The organism is Kitasatospora sp. NPDC057518, from assembly GCF_042802075.1.
Taxonomy (GTDB): Bacteria; Actinomycetota; Actinomycetes; order Streptomycetales; family Streptomycetaceae; genus Kitasatospora.
Window position 1 is genome coordinate 1 of record NZ_JBHVEU010000146.1, and the last position, 18,606, is coordinate 18,606.

Annotated in this window: 14 protein-coding genes; 9 read left to right on the plus strand and 5 right to left on the minus strand. The window is 75.0% G+C overall.

The window, feature by feature from the left end:
• Positions 1–165 precede the first annotated feature (165 nt).
• Both ACFU7Z_RS17270 and ACFU7Z_RS17275 read right to left on the minus strand, forming a co-directional pair.
• The gene (locus ACFU7Z_RS17270) at positions 166–696 is read right to left on the minus strand and encodes a DUF5959 family protein (RefSeq protein WP_198959461.1); all 531 of its coding nucleotides are present in this window, start codon (positions 694–696) and stop codon (positions 166–168) included.
• A gap of 256 nt (positions 697–952) precedes the next feature.
• Complete coding sequence (locus ACFU7Z_RS17275; protein ID WP_380778007.1) at positions 953–1,948, minus strand: ScbA/BarX family gamma-butyrolactone biosynthesis protein; 996 nt, start codon at positions 1,946–1,948, stop codon at positions 953–955.
• Positions 1,949–2,409: 461 nt separating this feature from the next.
• Here ACFU7Z_RS17275 and ACFU7Z_RS17280 point away from each other — a divergent pair, with 461 nt between their 5' ends.
• Positions 2,410–3,123: a ScbR family autoregulator-binding transcription factor gene (locus tag ACFU7Z_RS17280; RefSeq protein ID WP_380778010.1), complete on the plus strand. Its 714-nt coding sequence runs from the start codon at positions 2,410–2,412 to the stop codon at positions 3,121–3,123.
• Between the two features lie 292 nt (positions 3,124–3,415).
• Complete coding sequence (locus ACFU7Z_RS17285) at positions 3,416–4,270, plus strand: BTAD domain-containing putative transcriptional regulator (RefSeq protein ID WP_380778012.1); 855 nt, start codon at positions 3,416–3,418, stop codon at positions 4,268–4,270.
• Between the two features lie 125 nt (positions 4,271–4,395).
• Here ACFU7Z_RS17285 and ACFU7Z_RS17290 read toward each other — a convergent pair whose 3' ends face one another.
• Positions 4,396–4,779 carry an SgcJ/EcaC family oxidoreductase gene (locus tag ACFU7Z_RS17290; RefSeq protein WP_380778036.1) on the minus strand — a complete coding sequence of 128 codons (384 nt, stop codon included), beginning with the start codon at positions 4,777–4,779 and terminating at the stop codon, positions 4,396–4,398.
• 175 nt (positions 4,780–4,954) lie between these two features.
• Positions 4,955–5,674 (minus strand): TioE family transcriptional regulator, encoded by a 720-nt coding sequence (locus ACFU7Z_RS17295; protein ID WP_380778015.1) that lies wholly within the window; start codon positions 5,672–5,674, stop codon positions 4,955–4,957.
• Between the two features lie 146 nt (positions 5,675–5,820).
• Between ACFU7Z_RS17295 and ACFU7Z_RS17300 the strand changes: the two genes are divergently transcribed.
• Complete coding sequence (locus ACFU7Z_RS17300) at positions 5,821–6,975, plus strand: erythromycin esterase family protein (RefSeq protein WP_380778017.1); 1,155 nt, start codon at positions 5,821–5,823, stop codon at positions 6,973–6,975.
• Here ACFU7Z_RS17300 and ACFU7Z_RS17305 read toward each other — a convergent pair.
• Positions 6,888–8,009 (minus strand): LysR family transcriptional regulator, encoded by a 1,122-nt coding sequence (locus ACFU7Z_RS17305; RefSeq protein ID WP_380778020.1) that lies wholly within the window; start codon positions 8,007–8,009, stop codon positions 6,888–6,890. The genes ACFU7Z_RS17300 and ACFU7Z_RS17305 overlap by 88 nt on opposite strands.
• A gap of 71 nt (positions 8,010–8,080) precedes the next feature.
• On the opposite strand from ACFU7Z_RS17305, the gene ACFU7Z_RS17310 reads away from it, so the two are divergent.
• The 6 genes from ACFU7Z_RS17310 to ACFU7Z_RS17335 all read left to right on the plus strand — a co-directional run bounded on the left by ACFU7Z_RS17310 (position 8,081) and on the right by ACFU7Z_RS17335 (position 18,562).
• The gene (locus tag ACFU7Z_RS17310) at positions 8,081–8,746 is read left to right on the plus strand and encodes a maleylpyruvate isomerase family mycothiol-dependent enzyme (protein ID WP_380778022.1); all 666 of its coding nucleotides are present in this window, start codon (positions 8,081–8,083) and stop codon (positions 8,744–8,746) included.
• A 141-nt stretch (positions 8,747–8,887) separates the two neighbouring features.
• Positions 8,888–10,012 carry a PP2C family protein-serine/threonine phosphatase gene (locus ACFU7Z_RS17315; protein ID WP_380778025.1) on the plus strand — a complete coding sequence of 375 codons (1,125 nt, stop codon included), beginning with the start codon at positions 8,888–8,890 and terminating at the stop codon, positions 10,010–10,012.
• A 411-nt stretch (positions 10,013–10,423) separates the two neighbouring features.
• Positions 10,424–11,749 carry an MFS transporter gene (locus ACFU7Z_RS17320; protein WP_380778027.1) on the plus strand — a complete coding sequence of 442 codons (1,326 nt, stop codon included), beginning with the start codon at positions 10,424–10,426 and terminating at the stop codon, positions 11,747–11,749.
• A 144-nt stretch (positions 11,750–11,893) separates the two neighbouring features.
• Positions 11,894–13,231: a non-ribosomal peptide synthetase gene (locus tag ACFU7Z_RS17325; protein ID WP_380778029.1), complete on the plus strand. Its 1,338-nt coding sequence runs from the start codon at positions 11,894–11,896 to the stop codon at positions 13,229–13,231.
• A 318-nt stretch (positions 13,232–13,549) separates the two neighbouring features.
• The gene (locus tag ACFU7Z_RS17330; protein WP_380778031.1) at positions 13,550–16,642 is read left to right on the plus strand and encodes an amino acid adenylation domain-containing protein; all 3,093 of its coding nucleotides are present in this window, start codon (positions 13,550–13,552) and stop codon (positions 16,640–16,642) included.
• A 54-nt stretch (positions 16,643–16,696) separates the two neighbouring features.
• On the plus strand, positions 16,697–18,562 hold the full coding sequence (locus tag ACFU7Z_RS17335; protein WP_380778033.1) for an amino acid adenylation domain-containing protein: 1,866 nt from the start codon (positions 16,697–16,699) through the stop codon (positions 18,560–18,562).
• Positions 18,563–18,606 lie beyond the last annotated feature (44 nt).

Consider the following 18,606-nt stretch of genomic DNA (forward strand, 5'->3'; position numbering starts at 1 on the left):
ACCCGGGGGGGGGCGACGAACGCGCCGCACCGGGTGGAGACGGTCGGGTTGCACCAGCTCGCGCTGTTCATGGTCGGCGGTGCGGCCCGGTCTTCCTTCTCGCTGTTCCCGACTGATCGCCCGTGCGGCTTGGAACGCTGGCGCAGTAGTAGGGGTGACGATCGATCAACTCTCGTCGGGCAGGTTTCCGCGCCAGGCGTGGATGCCCGGGGAGAGTTCGACCACCTCGGCGGGGTAGGCGCTGCGGACGAGGCGGAGCAGGGTGCGTTGCTCGGCCAGCCAGTTCGGTGCGGGGGAGAGTACGACCCGGAGGGTGACGCCGGATTCCTCCGCGTCGGAGACGGTCACCCAGAGGCCGCCGGGGCGGCCGGGTTCGATGCGTAGCTCCGGTCCGTGTTCCTCGTCCAGCCAGCGGACCGCGGAGCCGCGGCCGAGTCGGTCCAGGGCGGTTTCCCACTGCCTGAGGTGGCGGTCGGTCACCAGGGTGACGAACTGCCCGCGTACCGAGTCCGCGGTGACGGTGATCTCGCAGTCCAGCCAGTCGTGTCCGAGCAGTGAGCCCGGCGCGTGCCGTCCGAGGACGCGTACGCGGACGTTCCGGCCGCCGGTCCGTCCATCGCAGCCGGGGGCGTCGTCGGTGCCAGGGCGGTCGGCGAGTCTTATCAACTCGTTCTGCTGCGAAGGGACTTCACTCACGGCGGACTCCTGTTGGCAGCGGGATCCAGGGGGTGACATCCTCGCGCAGGTGTTCGCCCCGGTGCCAGTCCGGGAGCGGGGCGTTCCGGCCGGGGCCGGCCCGTGGTGGGCCCCCCGGAATCGGCTGGTGCCCGTGGCCGCAGCCCCCGCGGGCGTCGTCGGCACGCGGACGGCCCGCCGGACCGGGAGGGTCGGGCGGGCCGTTCGGGTGCTGCGAAGGGGTACTCCGGAGGTCGGTGCGGCGGCGGTCGTCGGGTCAGCGGTGGTCCGGGTGGCCGGTGAGCACGGTGGTGAAGATCGGCTCGCCGTGCTGGTGGCCGGTCACGGTGGTGGTGAGGGCGTCCGGGTCCCCGCCGGGGGTGTGCTGGGCGGTGATCGTGGTGGGCGCGTCGTGCTCGGCGTACCGGTCGAAGGTGGTGGCCGCGGCGGTCGGTGTGACGGTGGCCGGGCTGCTCAGCGCGTTGGCCGCCTGTCGGGCCGCCTCCAGCAGCACCATGCCCGGGATGTGGTCGTTGGCGTGGTCGAAGAGGATCGGGTGCCAGAAGTCGGGGGTGAGGTGCCAGGTGCCGGGGGCGTCCGCCGGGGCCAGGAGGACGTCGCACGGGCGGAGCCGGCCGACCCGGGCCGGCGGGAGCGGCTCGGCGGTCACGGTCGGCGCCGCCGGGAGCTCGGCGGAGTGGCGGCCCCGGCGCAGCCGCTGGTAGGTGGAGTCCGGAACGGTGGTGAAGCGGGCGTAGCCGGTGGCGGCCAGCTGGGCGCCCCGTCGGACGACGGTCTCCAGCGTGAAGTCGACGGTGGTGCCGGAGCGGCGCGGCTGGGCGAGGAGCTGGACCTCCAGGGTGAGGTCGGTCGGCGCCGCACCGATCAGCAACTGCCGCGACCGGGTGGTGTAGTCGAGGTTCCACATCATGAACTTGTGGTCGAGCGGTACGCCGAACCGGGTGTGGGCGAGGTAGAGCCCGGCTTGGCGGATCGTTTCAGCAGCTTGGATCGGGTCGTGCCGGGTGCCGTCCGGGGTGCTGAAGAAGGTGTGCGCCCGCGGCCACTGCGCGGTGACGGCGAAGGTGGTGTCCGTGAGCTGTTCGCTGCCGGTGAGGAAGACCTCGGCGTGGCAGGCCCGGTGGACGTACTCCTTGGCGACGGTGCTGGTCAGGCGAGGCGCCGGGGCTGCTGCGGCCGGGCCGGGGATCGTTCCGGAGTCCGTGCCGGTGGTGAGGACGGATGCGGGCGTACGGAAGGCAAGCAGAGTCATGGGGAGCGCTCCGAAAGGCCGTGACGGGCGGGGTGGGCTGCTCAGGGCTCGTAAGATACGTACCTACCGGTTTGGTTTTCAAGGAGCCAGAACAAAGGTTCGTCGGCGGCCGAGCGTGGTCGGACGGGCACGGTGGGTGGGTGTCGATCACTGCCCGGAGATCGGCTCCGACGGGTGAACCTCGTTGACCTGTGGGGATGTCGACGCATGGGCTTGACAGGTTCATGGCCATTATGTGGTCGTTTGTTGCCACCCCGGCCACAAGTGAGAGCTGGTGTTCCGGTTAAGGGGGCTGGCGGTGAGATGTCGGCCATCTGTTCGTCTCATACCGTCTACGCGGTTTTAGTCCGCTCGAGAACGGCCCTATGTGACCTGGGACGCAGGGATCCCCGCCGACCTCGGCGGGTAAGATACGGGGTGTTTGGTTTTGTTTGCCGAGCGTTTCGGGTGGGGTGGTTGCGGTGGTGCGACAGGAACGGGCGGTCCGGACGCGTCGGCTGATCCTGGAGGCGGCGGCGTCGGTCTTCGACGAGTACGGGTACGAGGGGGCGACGATCGGTGCGGTCGTGGCTCGCGCCGGAGTGACCCGGGGCGCGGTGTACTTCCACTTCGCCTCCAAGCGGGAGCTCGCCCAGGGGGTCGTCGAGGAGCAGTTCGGCCGGGACGAGATTCCCGAACGGCACTGCAAGCTCCAGGAGTTCGTGGACCTCGGGATGGTGGTCGCCCATCTCATGCCGCGCGACCCGGTGTTGAGCGCCGGCGCGCGGCTCTCCCTCGGCCAGGACGTGTTCGGCGACTTCAGCGGCGGCGCGGCGCCCGGCTGGATCCAGCGGGCCGAGACCGTGCTGGAGACGGCCGCCCGGCGCGGCGAACTGCTGCCCCAAGTGGTGCCCGCCGAGACGGCGTGGCTGGTCACCGGGGCCTGGACGGGCGTGCAGATACAGTCCCAGAAGATGTCCGGCCGGTCGGACCTGGAGCGCCGGGTCGCCTCGCTGTACCAGCATGTGATGCCCAGCATCGCGGTGCCCGGGGTGCTGGCCACGCTCGACCTCGCGGCGGACCGGGGCGGCCGGGTGGTCGCGGAGCTGGCGGCGGCCCGGGCGGCCGAGGCGGAGGCCGGGGCGGCCGCAGGCGAGGCGGCCGGGACGGGTGCGGGCGGGGCCGGTCCGGCCTGATTCGGGGTGATCCGGGCGGGCTCCGGGCGGGTCCGAGTGGTCCGCGGGGGTCTCGGGCGAAGCCGTTCGAGGCCGGACCGGCGGTCCGGTGTCCTACTCCCACGGGCTTGCTCCGCCCAGAAACAAACAGCGCGTTCGGTTTTGTATTGACAAACCGTCTGTCCTGTTTTTGGATAGGTGTCGGGTGCTCGACCGACCTTCCAGCGGACCTGCGCGGACGGTGAGCAGCGGAGCGCCCGCCCGACCGGCGGCCGTCGGGGCCGCCGATCCGTCTGGATGTGGGGTGGTCGTCGTGGAGATCCGCGTGCTGGGGGTCTTGGGGGTCCGACTGTGCGGGGTTTCGGTGGTGCCCTCGGCGCCGAAGCCTCGACAGGTGCTTGCCCTGCTGGCGTTACGGGCCGACCAGGTCGTCCCGGCGAGCGTCCTCGCCGAGGAACTGTGGTCCGGCCGTCCGCCGCGAAGCGCCCGCACCACCGTGCAGACCTATGTGCTCCAACTGCGCGACCTCATCGACCGGGCGCTCGCCCAGGGGGACGGCGGCCCGGGAGCCTCCTGCGCGAAGGACGTCCTGGTCACCTCGGCCGGCGGCTACATGCTGAACAGCGGTGGCGGACTGGTCGACCTCCAGGAGTTCGACCGCCTCGCCGGGCACGGCTACCGCGCCATGGACGGCGGCGACTTCCCGCTCGCCGCCCGCCAGTTGGGCGAGGCGCTCGCGCTGTGGCGCGGCCCGGCCTTCGCGGACGTCCCGGTCGGAGGCCAACTCGCCGTCGAGGTCAGGCGGTTGGAGGAGACCCGGCTCTGCGCGCTGGACCAGCGGATCGAGGCCGACCTGCGCCTCGGCCGGCACCGCGTACTGCTCGCCGAACTCACCGTCCTGGTCGACCGCTACCGCACCCACGAGAGTCTGCACGGCCAGTACATGATCGCGCTGCACCGCTCCGGCCGCCGGGGCGAGGCGTTGGAGGCCTACCAGCGCCTGCGGAACACCCTGGTACGGGAGTTGGGCATGGAGCCGTCCGCGGCACTGCGGCGACTCCAGCGCTCCATCCTGCTCGCCAGCCCGGAACGCCCGGACCAGGAGCAGCCGGGCGCGCTCGCCGAGGGAGCCGTCGCCCGAACCGCCCGCCTCACCCGGGTCGGCTGAGCCCGGCCCGCGACGTCGCCGCCCGACCGCTCCCGACCACACCGGGCGGCGACGGGCAGCGACGGGCAGTGACGGGCGGCGCGGGGTGGCGGTGGAACCGGCGGCCGGCCGGCGGGCGGCGTCGGTCAGTCGGTGAGCACGCGGGTGTTCTGGCAGGCGTGCAGCAGCCACCGCTCGTCGTCCTGCCTGGTCATGACGTACAGCGGTGCACCCTCCGAGTCGCCGTCCGCGTCGCCGCTCGCCGAGTGGTAGACCTGGCGGACCTTGACGGCGGCCACGTCGGGGCGGAGGAACTGGATGTGCACCGGCTCGTACGTGACCCGGCCGTCCCAGGTCGCGGCGGGTAGGACGGCTCGGGTGAACTCGGCGATCGCGTCCAGGCCGAGGAGGACCTTGCCGTGCGCGGTGGTCCAGAGCGCCTCGGGGTGGAAGAGGGCGAGGAAGGCGTCCGGGTCCTTGGCACGTTGGGCGCGCTCGACGGCGGCCACGACCTGCTCGATGGCCGCGATGTCCGCGAGCTCGGTGTCGGAGGGAGCGGCATCGGACGGGGCGGCGTCGGAGGGGGCGCTGCCGGAAAGGGCGGTGTCGGAGGGGGCGCTGCCGGAAAGGGCGGTGTCGGCGGGCGCGGGCGTTGCGGATTCGGTGTTCATGAGGATCACCCTGGGACCTCAAGTTCCCTTGAGGTCAAGCCCGTCGGGGCACCTCGGGGCGCAGCGCCAGGTAGGTGTCGAGGCGGGCCGAGGCGGTGAGCATCGCGAGCCCCCGGGTGGTGAGGCGCTGTTGCCAGCCGTCGAGGGCGGCGGCCAGTTCGCCGGTGCCGCCCGCCGTGCGGATCTGCCGCAGCACGGTGGCGACGCGGTCCAGCAGGTAGCCGCCCCGGCGGAGCAGGTGGGCGAGTTCGGCGTCGCGGACGTCGGCCGGGAGGTAGCGGCGGTGGCCGGTGGCGCGGTCCCGGGCGGGGGTCAGGATGCCGGCGGCCTCCCAGGCCCGCAGGGTCGCGGGGGTGACACCGAGCCGGTGCGCGACCTCGCCGACGGAGCGGGGGCCGGGCAGTGCGGGAAGGGCGGGGCCGGGTGCGGAGTCGTCGGTCAGGTGGCCGACGGCCGCGCGGACGGCGGCGAGGGTCTCCCGGTCGCGCAGCAACTGGGCGTGGCCCCGGTCGAGTTCGGTGAGGGCGTCGCCGAGCCGGTCGGCGTGGACGGCGGTCATGACCGAGCCGGCGGTCGCGTGCCCGTACGCCGGGACGAGGGCGAGGTAGGCGCGCAGGGCGGCCGCGTGCGGCTCGGTGTAGATCCGGTACCCGGTGGGTGTGCGGTCGGCGGGCGGGAGGTAGCCGTCGCGCTCGTAGTTGCGGATGGCCTGGGTCGAGATGCCGTGCTCGCGAGCGAGGTCGGCGGGTCGCATGGTCGTCTCCGTTCGGGGTCGGGCGGGCGTTCGGAGTCGGCCGATGGTTCAGGGCCGTTTGAGGCTTTCGGCCACAGTTGGGCAATGCCTGGGCGGTGCTGGAGGGAAAAGTTTCAACGGTTCTTTCAAGGATACGCTTGAGGCTCATGAACCAGGACATCAACGATTTCGTCCCCCCGGCGTGCGAGCTTCTGGGCCTCGGTGAGCCGACGCACCAGGAGCCGGCGTTCGGGCGGGTCCGCAACGAGCTGTTCGCCCGGCTGGTCGACCGGGGTTTCCGGTCGATCGCCCTGGAGACCGACCGGGTGGCCGCGTTCGCCGTGGACGCCTACGTCCGGGAGGGTGTCGGCACCCTCGACTCGGCGCTGGAGGAGGGCTTCACCCACGGTTTCGGGGAGCTCGAGCCCAATCGCCGACTCGTCGCCTGGATACGGGAGTTCAACCGGGACCGGGCGTCCGGTGCGCAGCTGTCCTTCCATGGCTTCGACATCCCGACCGAGAACACCAGCGCCCCCAGCCCGCGCCGCTACCTCGAACACGCCCGCGACTACCTGGGGCTCGACCTCGACCTCGCCGGGGTGGCGGGCGAGGACGAGCGCTGGAGCCGCACGGAGGCGGTGACGGATCCGGCCCGGTCGCCGGGTGACAGTGCCGAGGCCGTGCGGCTGCGCTGCCTCGCCGACGACCTGCTCCTCCAACTCCACATGCGGGCACCTGAATTGATCGCCAAGACCTCGTCCGCCGAGTGGTACGCGGCCCGCACCCGGCTGACCGCCGGGATCGGACTGCTGCGCTACCACGCGCAGTCGGCGGTCCGGGGCCTCGACCGGAGCGCCCGGATCAGCGCCTTGTCCGGCGTGCGGGACGCGCTGATGGCGCAGAACCTCCTCGACATCCGCGCGATCGAGGCCGAGCGCGGACCGACCCTGGTCTTCTCCCACAACCTGCACCTGCGGCGGAACCCGAGCGCCTGGTCGTCGGGCGAGCTGGACTGCCGCTGGATCGGCGCGGGCCACATCGTGGGCACGCTGCTGGGCGAGCGGTACGCCTTCGTCGCCGGGAGCCTGGGGCGCAGCGAGGCGATCGGGCTGGCCGAGCCGGCGCCGGGGACGTACGAGGCCCACCTGCGGGGGCGGGGCGCGGCCTGGGAGTTGACGGACACGGCGCTGCCGGCCGGGGTCCGGACGCGCACCGACACCGTCCCGCGGCAGGGCTACTTCCCGCTCGACCGGGAGGTGCTCGACGGTGCGGCCGCGCTGCTGCACATCGTCGACGGCGCGGCGGTACCGGCCGGAGCCTGAACGGGGGCCGGAGCCTGAGCGGCGGTCGGCCCCGGGTAGGCCCGCCGCAGGTGGGCCACCAGGGCGGCGGTCGGCGGTGCGGCGGGCTGCCCGGTCGGCCAGGTGAGCGCGATCCGGACCCGGGGGACGGGTCCGGTGAGCGGGCGCACCCGCAGACCGGGCAGCGGGCCCGGGTCCGGCAGGACGGCGACGCCCAGCCCGTGTGCGGCGAGTTCGGCCAGCTGCGGTGGCGCGGCCGCCTCGACGCCGACCGCCGGATCGACACCGGCCTCGGCCAGGGCGCACTCGAGCGCGGTGCGCAGACCGGTGCCGCGCGGGGTGCTGACCAGGGCGTGCCCGGCCAGCTCGGCGACCGGGAGCGCGTTCCGGTCCGCACCGGGGACACCGGGGCCGGCGCCCGAGCCAGAGCCCGGACTATCGGCGGAACCCGGGCCCGTACCCGCCGCGAGCGGGTGCCCCGACGCGCAGGCCGCCACCAGCGGGACCTCCAGCACGGTGTGCAGCGCGAGCCCGGTCAGCGCCGACCAGCCGTCGTCGCCCTCCCGCCCGCTCGCCGGGGCGGGCAGGCCGACGACGGCGAGGTCCAGCCGGCCGTCGCGCAGGGCGTCGAGCATCCGCGCGGTGGTGTCCTCGGTGAGCGAGAAGTCGATGCCGGGGTACTCCTGGCGGAACGCCGCGAGCGTGGTGGCGAGTCCGGGGAAGGTCCCCAGCTCGGCCGGCGGGGTCAGGGCCGCCCCGGCGACCATGCCCAGGCGCACGTGCCCGCGCCGCAGCCCGCCGAACTCCTGGGCCGTTCGGCGGGCCGCCGCCGCGGCGGCGAGCGCCGCCCGGGCGTGCGGCAGTACCGCCTCGCCGACCGGGGTGAGCCGCACGGTGCGCCCCGAGCGGTCGAACAGCGGGTGGCCCAGCTCCCGTTCCAGCTGCCGGATCTGGGAGCTCACCCCGGGCTGGCTCAGGTGCAGCAGCTGCGCGGCCCGGGTGAAGCTGCCGTGCTGGGCGACGGTGACGAAGTACTGGAGCTGCCGCAGTTCCATAACTCCTGATCATAGGTGCCAGAACTTCCCGGTCTTGGACGGGCGTACGGTTCCGGCCGCAGGCTGGACGCATGGAAACCGTGCCGCAGGACCAGGACGCCGGGCAGATCCGGTGGATCCGCGCGCAGATCGCGGCCGAGCGCCGCGAACTCGCCGCCGTGTTCGCCGCCTTCACCCAGGAGCAGTGGAACTCGCCCTCGCTGTGCGCGGGTTGGCGGGTCCGTGAGGTGGCCGCGCACCTGAGCACCGGCTTCCGGCACTCGACGGCGCGCACGCTCCTCGAACTCGCCCGCTCCGGCGGCAACGTCCACCGGATGGCCGACCGGATCGCCCGCCGTGACGCCGCCGCCCTGAGCGAGCGCGAACTCGTCGCCGCCATGGCCGACCACGCCGACCACCCCTGGCGCCCGCCGGTCGGCGGCCGGATCGCGGCGCTGGCCCACGACGCCGTCCACGGTCTCGACATCACCGTGGCGCTCGGGCTGCCGGCCCGGCTGCCGGTGGCGCGTACGACCGCCCTGCTGGCCGGTGTCTCACCCCGCACGCTGCGGTTCTTCGGGGCGCGGGTGGACGGGGTCCGGCTGGGGGCGACGGACACGGAGTGGTCCTACGGGCACGGTCGGCTCACCGTGGAGGGGCGGGCGGAGCACCTGCTGCTGGTGGCGTACGGGCGCCGGGTGCCGGAGGGGCTGCTGGCCGGGTCCGGCGCCGGACGGTTCACGGGGGGCGGTGCGTAGCGGGCACGTGAGCGGTGCCCCACCGGCGGGAGGTGTTTCTCGGCCACCGGCGAGGGCGGCCGTCATGCGGGCCTCCGGGGCCCGTGGCTACGATCGGAAGGAGTACTTCCGGATGGTGGCGAGACGGAAGCCAGGTCGCCGATGGCCCCGAGGTCCGTGCAGTGGCCGCCGTACGTGCGGGTCGCGCCGTGGTTGCTGACCGTCGGCGGGCTGGTGTGGAACGCGCTGGATCCGACCGACTACTGGGGCGATCCGATGCTGGCGGCGGCCGCCGTGCTGGCGGGGGCGCTGCTGATGCTGGGGGACACCGTCGCGGTGGGGGCGGCCAACGCGCTGGGCATCCTGGTGCTGTCCGCCCGGGACGGGTCGCTCGGGACCCGGGCCGGCTTCCTGGAGCTGGGGAACACGGTGTTCGCGGCGCTGCTCGGGATCGCGGTGAACCGGGTGGTGGCCCGGCACGGGCGGCGGTTGGAGCGGGTGCGTTCGGTGGCCGAGGCAGCGCAGCGGGCGGTGCTGCCGGAGCCGCCCGCGCGGGTGGGGCGGCTGTCGGTCGCGGCCTGCTACCGGGCCGCCCAGGACGAGGCGCTGATCGGCGGGGACGCGTACGCGCTGCAGGTCACCCCGTACGGCGTGCGCGGGCTGATCGCCGACGTGCGGGGCAAGGGGCTGCACGCGGTCGGCGCCGTGTCGGTGCTGCTGGGCGCATTCCGGGAGGGCTCGCACCAGCTGCCGGACCTGGTCGCGCTCGCGGACGCGCTGGAGGACTCGCTGCTGCGGGAGAGCGAGCGGATGAGCGAGGAACTGCGGCTGGAGGGGTTCATCACCGCGCTGCTGGTGGAGTTCCCGCCGGGGGAGGAGAGCGTGCGCACGCTCGACTGCGGGCACCCCGGCCCGTACCTGCTGGGCCCCTACCCGCCGGGCGGGGCCGCGCCCCGGGTGCGCCGGCTGGACGCGGCGGACCCGGGGCTGCCGCTGGGGATGGGCGGGCTGGGCGTGGCGCGTCCGCTGCCGGAGGGGCGGCCGTTCCCGGCCGGGTGCACGCTGCTGCTGGTGACCGACGGGGTCACCGAGGCCCGGGACGCGGCGGGGGAGTTCTACGACCCGGTGCTCGGCCTGGCCCCGCTGGGGCCGTTCACCGGGCCGGGGGAGGTGCTGGACGCGCTGGTGGCGGACGTCGAGCGGTGGACGGGAGGGCCCCGGGACGACGACATGGCGGTGCTGGCGATCACCCGCCGTGCGGAGCCGGGGGCGGACAGTCGGCGCTGAGGGTCGAGGGCGGCGGCCGGTGGACCGGTTCGCGCCGGGGGCGGCTCGTATCCGCCCTGTGATCCCCTTCTACGGCTCGCTTCGGTCACGCCGGTATCACGATGAGGTGACGGTAGGGCTGCACTCCATGGAATCCGGCCAAGTTGAGCGCCTCCGTCCGGTGGCCGGAAAGGTCCCGTCCGAATAGCGGACGTCGAAATGGACCGGCGGGCCCCGGGGTGATCAAGGTGCCCGTCGGGCCGCGCGGCCTTGGCCGAGGGGCGCCGTCGGCGGCGCGGCCGCACGGGACGCGTCCATAAGGAGCGCGCAAGGGTCCGGCGGGCGAGTGGCGGGATTCGGCCGACCTGCGGTCCGTCCGGAAACGGACCCGGTGCTTGCCCGGTGTCGAAGGGGTGACCGAGAGTCGCACCAATGAACGAGAAGCCCAGCTCCCGCCAGGCCCGTCTGCTCGGCCACCGCGATTTCCGGCTCCTGCTGACCGGAGCCGCGGCGGCCCAGACGGGCACTCAGGTCACCCTGGTGGCCCTTCCCTTGGTGGCGGTGATGGTGCTCGACGCCACGCCGTTCGAAGTCGGCCTGCTGACCGCCGCCGAGACCGCCGCCTTCCTGCTCATCGGCCTCCCTGCGGGCGCCTGGCTGGACCGGATGCGCAAGCTGCCGGTCCTGATCAGGGCCGACGTGGTGCGCTGCCTGGCCGTGGGGTCGATCCCGCCGGCCGCCGCGCTCGGCGTGCTGACCATGCCGCAGCTCTACCTCGTGGCACTGGTCACCGGGGTGGCGACGGTGTTCTTCGACGTCGCCCACCAGTCCTTCCTGCCCGCCGTCCTGCCGCGCGAGCAACTGGTCGGCGGCAACGGAGCGTTGGAGACGGTCCGCTCCTCGGCGCAGATCGCCGGGCCGGGCCTCGGCGGCGGGCTGGTCCAGCTGCTCGGGGCGCCGCTCGCCATCGTGGCCGACGCCTGCGGCTACCTCGTCTCCGCGCTGCTGCTCGGCCGGATCAAGGTCGAGGAGCAGCGGCCGGAACCCGAGCCGGGGCGCTCGCTGCGCGCCGAGGTCGGGGAGGGTGTGCGGTTCGTGCTCGGCCACCCGCTGCTGCGGGCGATCGCGACCGCCACCGCCACGTCCAACCTGTTCTCCGCCGTGCTGACCGCCGTGCAGACGGTGTTCTGGGTACGGGTGCTCGACCTGTCGCCGGGCGCCATCGGCGTGCTGCTGTCGGTCTCCGCCCTCGGCGGACTGGCCGGCGCGCTGTGCGCCGGGCAGCTCGCCCGGTGGATCGGGCAGGCCCGGCTGATCTGGCTCTCCACGCTGGTGACGGCACCGTTCGCGATGCTGTGGCCGCTGTCCGGCGGCGGCGCGGGCGTGGTGCTGTTCGGCCTGGCCTCCGGGGTGGTGCTGTTCGGCGCGGTCGCGTACAACGTCGCCCAGGTCAGCTTCCGGCAGAGCCTCTGCCCGCCGGAGCTGCTCGGCCGGATGAACGCCACCATGCGCTTCCTGGTGTGGGGCACCCTGCCGATCGGCGCCCTGGTCGGCGGCGTGGTCGCCGACGCGGCCGGGCCGCGCGCCGCGCTCTGGGTCTGCGCCGTCGGCTTCCTGCTGGTGCCGCTGCCGCTGCTGCTCTCCCCGCTGCGGCGGATGCGCGAGCTGCCGGACCCGGACCGTACGGCGGGGCCGGGCGCGGGCGAGGGCGCGGACGTCAGCGAGGAGGAGAGTGCCGTGAGCCCGGGGGTGTCCTGACCCGCCTGCCTGTCTGTCTGCCTGCCCGTCTGCCTGCCCGCCTGCCCGTAGCACCCGGACCTGAGCAACGCCCCGATCGGTCACCTCGACCGATCCCGACCGATCCCCGACCCGAGCCGCGACCGGAAACCGGAGACCGTTCCCGTGCACGCCAGCATCACCGCCGCCTACCTCGCCCGGTACCGTTCCGCCGCCGCCGAATCCCCGGTGGAGCTGCTCCCGCTGACCGGCGCCCAGCGACGGTTCCTGATCACCCGCCGGCTCACGCCGCAGAGCCGCAGCGACATCGTCCCGCTGATGTTCGCCTACCCGCGCGGCACCCTCGACCTGGAGCGGCTGGCCCGCGCCGCCACCGCGGTGGCCGCCCACCACCCGGCGCTGTGCGGAGGCTTCGCCACCGTGCGCGGCACACCCGTGCTGCGCGCCGGCGGCCCCTCCGCCGAGGCCGCCCGGATCCCCGTCGCCCCCGGCGGCACCGCCCGCGCCGCGCTGCGCGAGGCCCTGCTGGACTGGCCCGCCGACGGGCCCGCGCTGCGCCTGCTGGTGGCCGCGGACCCGGACGGGGAGCCGTCCGCGGACCCGTCCGGGGCCGAGGAACTGCTCGTCGTCGCACTGGACCACGCCGCCTGCGACGAGCAGTCGCTCGGGGTGCTCACCGCCGAGCTCAGCGCCGCGTACGAGCAGGACGAGACTCCTGCGGCCGGGCCCACCCCCCAGGCGCTGGCCGACTACCGGCAGGCCGTCGAGCTGCAGTTGGACGCCGAGGACGCCGCGGGCGGCCCCGCCGCCCAGGCCTACTGGGGCCGCCGGCTGGGCGGCCTGACCGGGGCGGGCGGCAGCGCGGCCACGTCCACCGGCATGCTCACCGAGCGGCTGCCCGCCGCCGAGGGCGCCGCCCGCGGCGCCGTCTTCCCGGCCCTGCTGGACGCGGTCGGCTCGGCCCTGCACCGGCTGCACCGGACGGAGGGGCCCTCCCGGCCGGAGACCGGGGGAGGGGCGCTCGCGCTCGGCTACCCGTGGGGCGGACGGCCGGCGGGCGCTCCCGCCGCACTCGGCTGCTTCCTCAACACCCTGGTGCACCCGGCGACTCCGGGGCCGGTCGCGGACCTGGACGCGCTCGCGGACGCCTGGTGGGACGACCTGGACCAGGCCGGCACCCCCTTCGACGAGGTGGTCCGCGCTGCCCGCACCGCCGGGGCCCCGTGGTCGGGCGCCCTGGACGGCCTGCTCACCCTGGACGACCTGCACCGCCGCCCACCGCTGGTGCTCGGCGGCACCCCCGGCCGGGAGACCCCGCTGGACGGGCGCCCGCTCGCCGCGCCGATGGCCGTCTCCGCCTCGCACGGCGACGACCTGCTGGTCCGGCTGGCCTGGGACCGCGACCGCTTCCCCGAGGCCGACGCCCACGCGGCCTTCGACGACCTGCTCGCCGTGCTGCGGCACCACCTGCCCGCCCGGCCGAGCCCGGTGCCGCAGGCCTGAACCCGCCTGCCCCGCAGGCCCGACACCGCACGTCCGAGACCGTACTTCCGACGCCGCCCGCCCGAGACCGTACGCCCGGAACCACCCGCCCGGGACCGTACGCCCGAGACCGCGGGCGCCGAACTCCCACCCAGGATCCCGAACGGCGGATCCGCCATGCCCGTCCGCGCGCGTCCGACACGCCCCCGGACGGGACCCCCGGGCCCCGGGCCGCACCTCACCCCGGTGCGGCCCGGCCACCGGCCGGTACGGGAACACCCCACGCCCGCTTCCGGCCACCGCAGTGCCGACACAGCCCACCACACAAGGGAATCGACGATGTTCGCACTCTCTCCGTCACAGGAGATCGTCTGGCTGCACGAGCAGATGCTGCCGGGCAGCCGCGCCTACAACTTCACCGCCGTCCTCGACCTGTGGGGCGCTCTCGACCGGGACGCGCTGCACACCGGCCTGGCCGCCGTGCTGGCCCACCACCCGGGCCTGCGACTGGAGTTGGTGCCCAGCCCGGAGGGCCTGCCCGGCCAGCGGGTCGCCGAGGACTGCGAACCGGAGCTGCGCCACAGCGACTTCGCCGCCGAGCAGGACCCGGAGGCCGCCTTCCAGCGGCTGCTCGCCGCCGAGGCCGAGGAGCCGCTGGACACCGGCCGGGCGCCGGTGCTGCGCTGGCACCTGGTCCGGCTCGGCGAGGACCACCACCGGCTGATCCACGTCGAGCACCACCTCGTCCACGACGGCCACTCCTTCGCGATCCTGCTGCGCGACCTGTTCACCGTCTACCGCGCCACCGTCCTCGGCGAGCCGTACCACCTGCCCGTCGCCCCCTCGTACGAGGACCACGCCCGCGCCGCCGCCGACCTCCCCCGGGACCGCGGCCTCGACTTCTGGACCAGGGAGCTGGCCGACGCGCCGCGCGAGGTCACCCTGCCCGGGCTGGCCCGGCCGCGCGCCGAACGGCGCCACCACGGCGGCCAGTTGCGCCAGTCGATCGGCGCCGACCTGGCCGGGCGGCTGCGCGAGCGCAGCAAGGCGGACGGCCACACCCCGTTCAGCACCCTGCTCGCCCTGCTCGCCGAACTGCTGCGCCGGCATAGCGGCCACCGCGAGCTGGTGATCGGCACCGCCGTCGGCAACCGCCCGGAGGGCTTCGAGGGCACCGTCGGCATGTTCGTCAACACCGTCCCGCTGCGCCTGCGGCTCGACCCGACGGTCCCCGGCACCGAGGCCGTCGACGAGGTGACCGACGTCCTGCTGCGCGCGCTGCCGTATCAGGACCTGCCGGTCCAGGAGCTGACCCGCCGGCTCGGACTGCACACCAGCGGCGCCGACAACCCGCTGTTCAACGTGATGTTCAGCGCGCACGACGCGGCGCTGCCCGACGTCCAGGCTCCCGGTCTCGAGGTCTCGCTGTACGAGGGCTTCAACACCGGCACCACCCGCTTCGACCTCGACCTGGTGCTGCTGCCCGACGACCGCCGGGTGGTCGGCGAGAAGCACGGCGCCGCCGGGATGACCCTGGTCTGGGACTACGACGCCGACCTGTTCCGCGAGTCCGACGCGGTGCTGCTGTCCGAGCGGCTGCTGGAGCTGCTGCGCTGCTACCTGGACCGCCCGCAGACGCCGATCGCCGACCTGGCCCCCGCGCCCGAGGCCGCGCCGGTCACCCCGGTCGCCCCGGTCACCCCCGCCGTGCTCGACCCGGCCGCCGCCCACGACCCGGCCTCGCTCGCCCTGCTGGCCGGAACCGAGCGGATCAGCTACGGCGAACTCGACCGCCGGGTCACGGAGTTGGTCGAGCGAATGAGCGCCGCCGGCGTCACCCCCGGCCAGCCGGTCGCCGCCGTGCTGCCGCGCGGCGCGGACAGCGTGGTCGCGCTGCTCGCCTGCCTGCGCCACGGCGCCGTGTACGCGCCGCTGTCCACCGAGGACCCGGCCGCCCGGCTCGGGCTGCTGCTGGAGCGGCTGAGCCCGGCGCTCGTCCTCACCACCCGGCAGAGCGCGTCGGCACTGCCGGAGGAGGGCGTCACCCCGGCGCTGCTGGACGGCCCCGAATTCCCGAAGGCCGAGCCCGCCGCCGTGCTGGACGGCGCCGCGTACGTGATCCACACCTCCGGCTCCACCGGCGTCCCCAAGCCCGTCCTGGTCGGCCGCGAGGCCCTCGCCGGGTACGTCGCCGCGATCGTCGACCGCTACCACCTCACCTCCGCCGACCGGGCGCTGCTGTTCGCCCGGCCGTCCTTCGACGTGGCCCTGGAGGAGGTGCTGCCCGCCCTCGCGGCCGGCGCCGCCCTCGTCGTGCCGCAGCGCGAGGTGCCCACCGGGCCCGAGCTGGTCGCCGTGCTGGCCGCCCGCGGCGTGACCGTCGCCAACCTGCCGACCAGCTACCTGCTCGCCGTCCGCGAGGACCTGCGCGCGGCGCTGGACGACGGCCGCTGGGCGCCCCGGCTGCTGGTGCTCGGCGGCGAGCGGCTGCCCGCCCGGGCACTGACCGGCCTGACCGGGGCCACCACCGTGCTGAACGCCTACGGCGTCACCGAGGCCACCGTCACCTCCACCGTGTACGAGATCACCGACGCCGACGTCGCCGAGGACGGCGAGATCCCGCTCGGCGCCGAACTCGACGGCGTGAGCGTCCACGTCCTGGACGACACCCTGCGCCCGCTCGCCCCCGGCTGCGTCGGCGAACTCGTCGTCAGCGGAGGCCTGTTGGCCGAGGGCTACCTCGGCCTGCCGGAGCCCACCGCGGCCCGCTTCACGACCGTCCCCGCGCTCGGCGGCGCCCGGGTGTACCGCACCGGCGACCGCGGCTACCGCGACCTGGACGGGCGGCTGTGCTTCCTCGGCCGCGCCGACAACCAGGTCAAGCTGCGCGGCCACCGGATCGAGCTGGAGGAGATCGAGGCCGCCGCCTCCGCCGAACTCGGCGGCCGCTCCTGTGCGGTGCTGCTGCACACCGACCCGCGGACCGGCCCCCGCCTGGTCGGCTTCCTGGAGGGCGCCGACCGCCCCGACCAGGCCGCCCTGCACGAGGCGCTCGCCCGCCGGCTGCCCGGCGGACTCGTCCCGGCGAGCTGGACGGCCGTCGCCGCGATGCCGACCCTGCCCGGCGGCAAGCCCGACCGCGCCGCCCTCGCCCGCCTGGTGGAGCACGCTCCGGAGCCGCAGGAGGACGCGCCGGGCGAGTTCGCCGACCCCGGCCAGCAACTGATCGCCGCCGCCTGGCGCGAGGTGCTCGGCCACGACCGCTTCACCGCGGACTCGCACTTCTTCGAGGTCGGCGGCCACTCGCTGCTCGCCGCCCAGCTCGCCGCGTACCTGGAGCCCCACCTCGGCAGCCGCCCGCCGCTGCGCACCCTGTTCCGCCACGCCGTGCTGGCCGACCAGGCCCGCGCCCTCGCCGCGGACGCCAAGTGAACGCGCCTTCCAAGGCATCGAACTGACGGCTCGTCACTTTCTGTGGAGATGATGATGGAACACCTTGGCACGGAACTCCGGAGCACGGACAGCCTGAGTGCGGGCAACCCGGGTACGGGCAGCCCGAGTACGGACGGCCTGAGCATCGGCTACGGCCGCCCGCACCAGGACGGCGCGGTGCTCGACCTGTTCACCGCCTGGGCGCACCGCACCCCCGACGCCCCCGCCCTGATCGACGGCGAGCAGGTCTACAGCTACGCCGAACTCGACCGCCTCGCCGACACCGTGGCCGAGGCGCTGCGCGGCAGGGTCGGCCCCGGCGACCTGCTCGGCGTCTGCCTCGCCCACTCGGTCTCGCTGGTCGCCGTCACCCTGGCCGCCGCCAAGCTCGGCGCCGTCCACCTGCCGCTCGGCCCGCGCCCCGGCGAGCGCCGGCTGCGCGCCGTCGCCGAGCAGCTGCGCCCGGCCTGCCTGGTCGGCGAGCCGGACCTGCTGCCGCCCGGCGGCGAGCGGCTGCCGCTGGACCTGCCCACCGCCGGCGTGGTGGCCGCCCTGACCTCCGGCGGGCAGGTGCGCGTCCCGGTCGGCACCCACTACGCGGTGCTCACCTCCGGTTCCACCGGCACCCCGAAGGCCGTCGCCGTCACCGAGCCCGCGCTCGGCGCGCTGCTGCAGTGGTACCGCGGGGCGACCGGCCTCGGCCCCGGGGAGCGGCACAGCCTGCTGATCGGCGTCGCCTTCGACCCGCACGTGCAGGAGCTGTGGGCCGGCCTCACCTCCGGCGCGGCCCTGGTCGTCGCCCCCGAGGCGGTCCGCTGGGACACCGGCGCGCTCACCGACTGGTGGCGTGAGGCCGGCATCACCGTGTCCATCCTGCCCACCCCGCTGGCCGAGCCCGTCCTCGGCCGGCCCTGGCCCGCCGGGCTGGCGCTGCGCCACCTGGTGATCGGCGGCGACCGGCTGCGCCGCGCCCCCGGGCCCGACGTCACCGCGACCGTCCACAACGCCTACGGCCCCGCCGAGGCCACCGTCACCACCACCATGCACACCATGGCCCCCGGCGGGGACCACGGCGCCGGCGCCCCGCCGATCGGCCTGCCGATCGACGGCGTCGTCGTCCTGGTCACCGACGAGGACGGCCGCCCGGTACCGCGCGGCACGGCCGGCGAGCTGCGGATCGGCGGCCGCGGCCTGGCCGCCGGGTACCTCGACCCCGAGCTGACCGCCCGCCGCTTCGTCGACGCGCCCGCCGGCGTGGTCGGCACCGACCGGGTCTACCGCACCGGCGACCGGGTGGTGATGCGGCCGGACGGCGTGCTGGAGTTCCATGGCCGCCTCGACGACCAGGTCAAGGTCAGCGGCGTGCGGATCGAACCCGCCGAGGTCGAGGCCGCCTTCGAGCGCGACCCGCAGGTGCGCCGGGCGGTGGTCGCCGCCGAACAGGCGCCGACCGGCGGGGTCCGACTGCTGGCCTTCGTCCACGCCGAGGACGGCGCCGACCCGGCGGCGCTGCTCGACTCCGTCCGGCCCTGGCTGCCCGAGCAGGCCGTGCCCTCCGCCGTCCACCTGGTGGAGCGCTTCCCGCTGGACGCCAACGGCAAGGTGGACCGCCAGGCCCTGCTGGCCGACGTAGCGGTGCCGGACGCGGTCGTGGCGGACGCGGTGGAGGAAGGGCACGGCCCGGTCGAGCGGACCGTGCTGAAGCTCTGCCGCGAGCTGATCGGCCGCGCCGACCTCGGTCCCGAGGACAACTTCCTGGCCGCGGGCGGAAATTCGCTCGCCGCCGCGAGACTGCTGGAGGCCCTGGAGAACGAGTACGGCGTCCGGCTGCGCGCCCCCCTGGTGCTGCGCCAGCCCGACCTGCGGGCCGTCGCCCGGCTGGTCGAGGAACGGGTGGCCGATCTGGCCACGACCGCCTGACCCCGCCCGAACCTCCTCAGCGGGGCGCCCCGGCCCACCCGGCC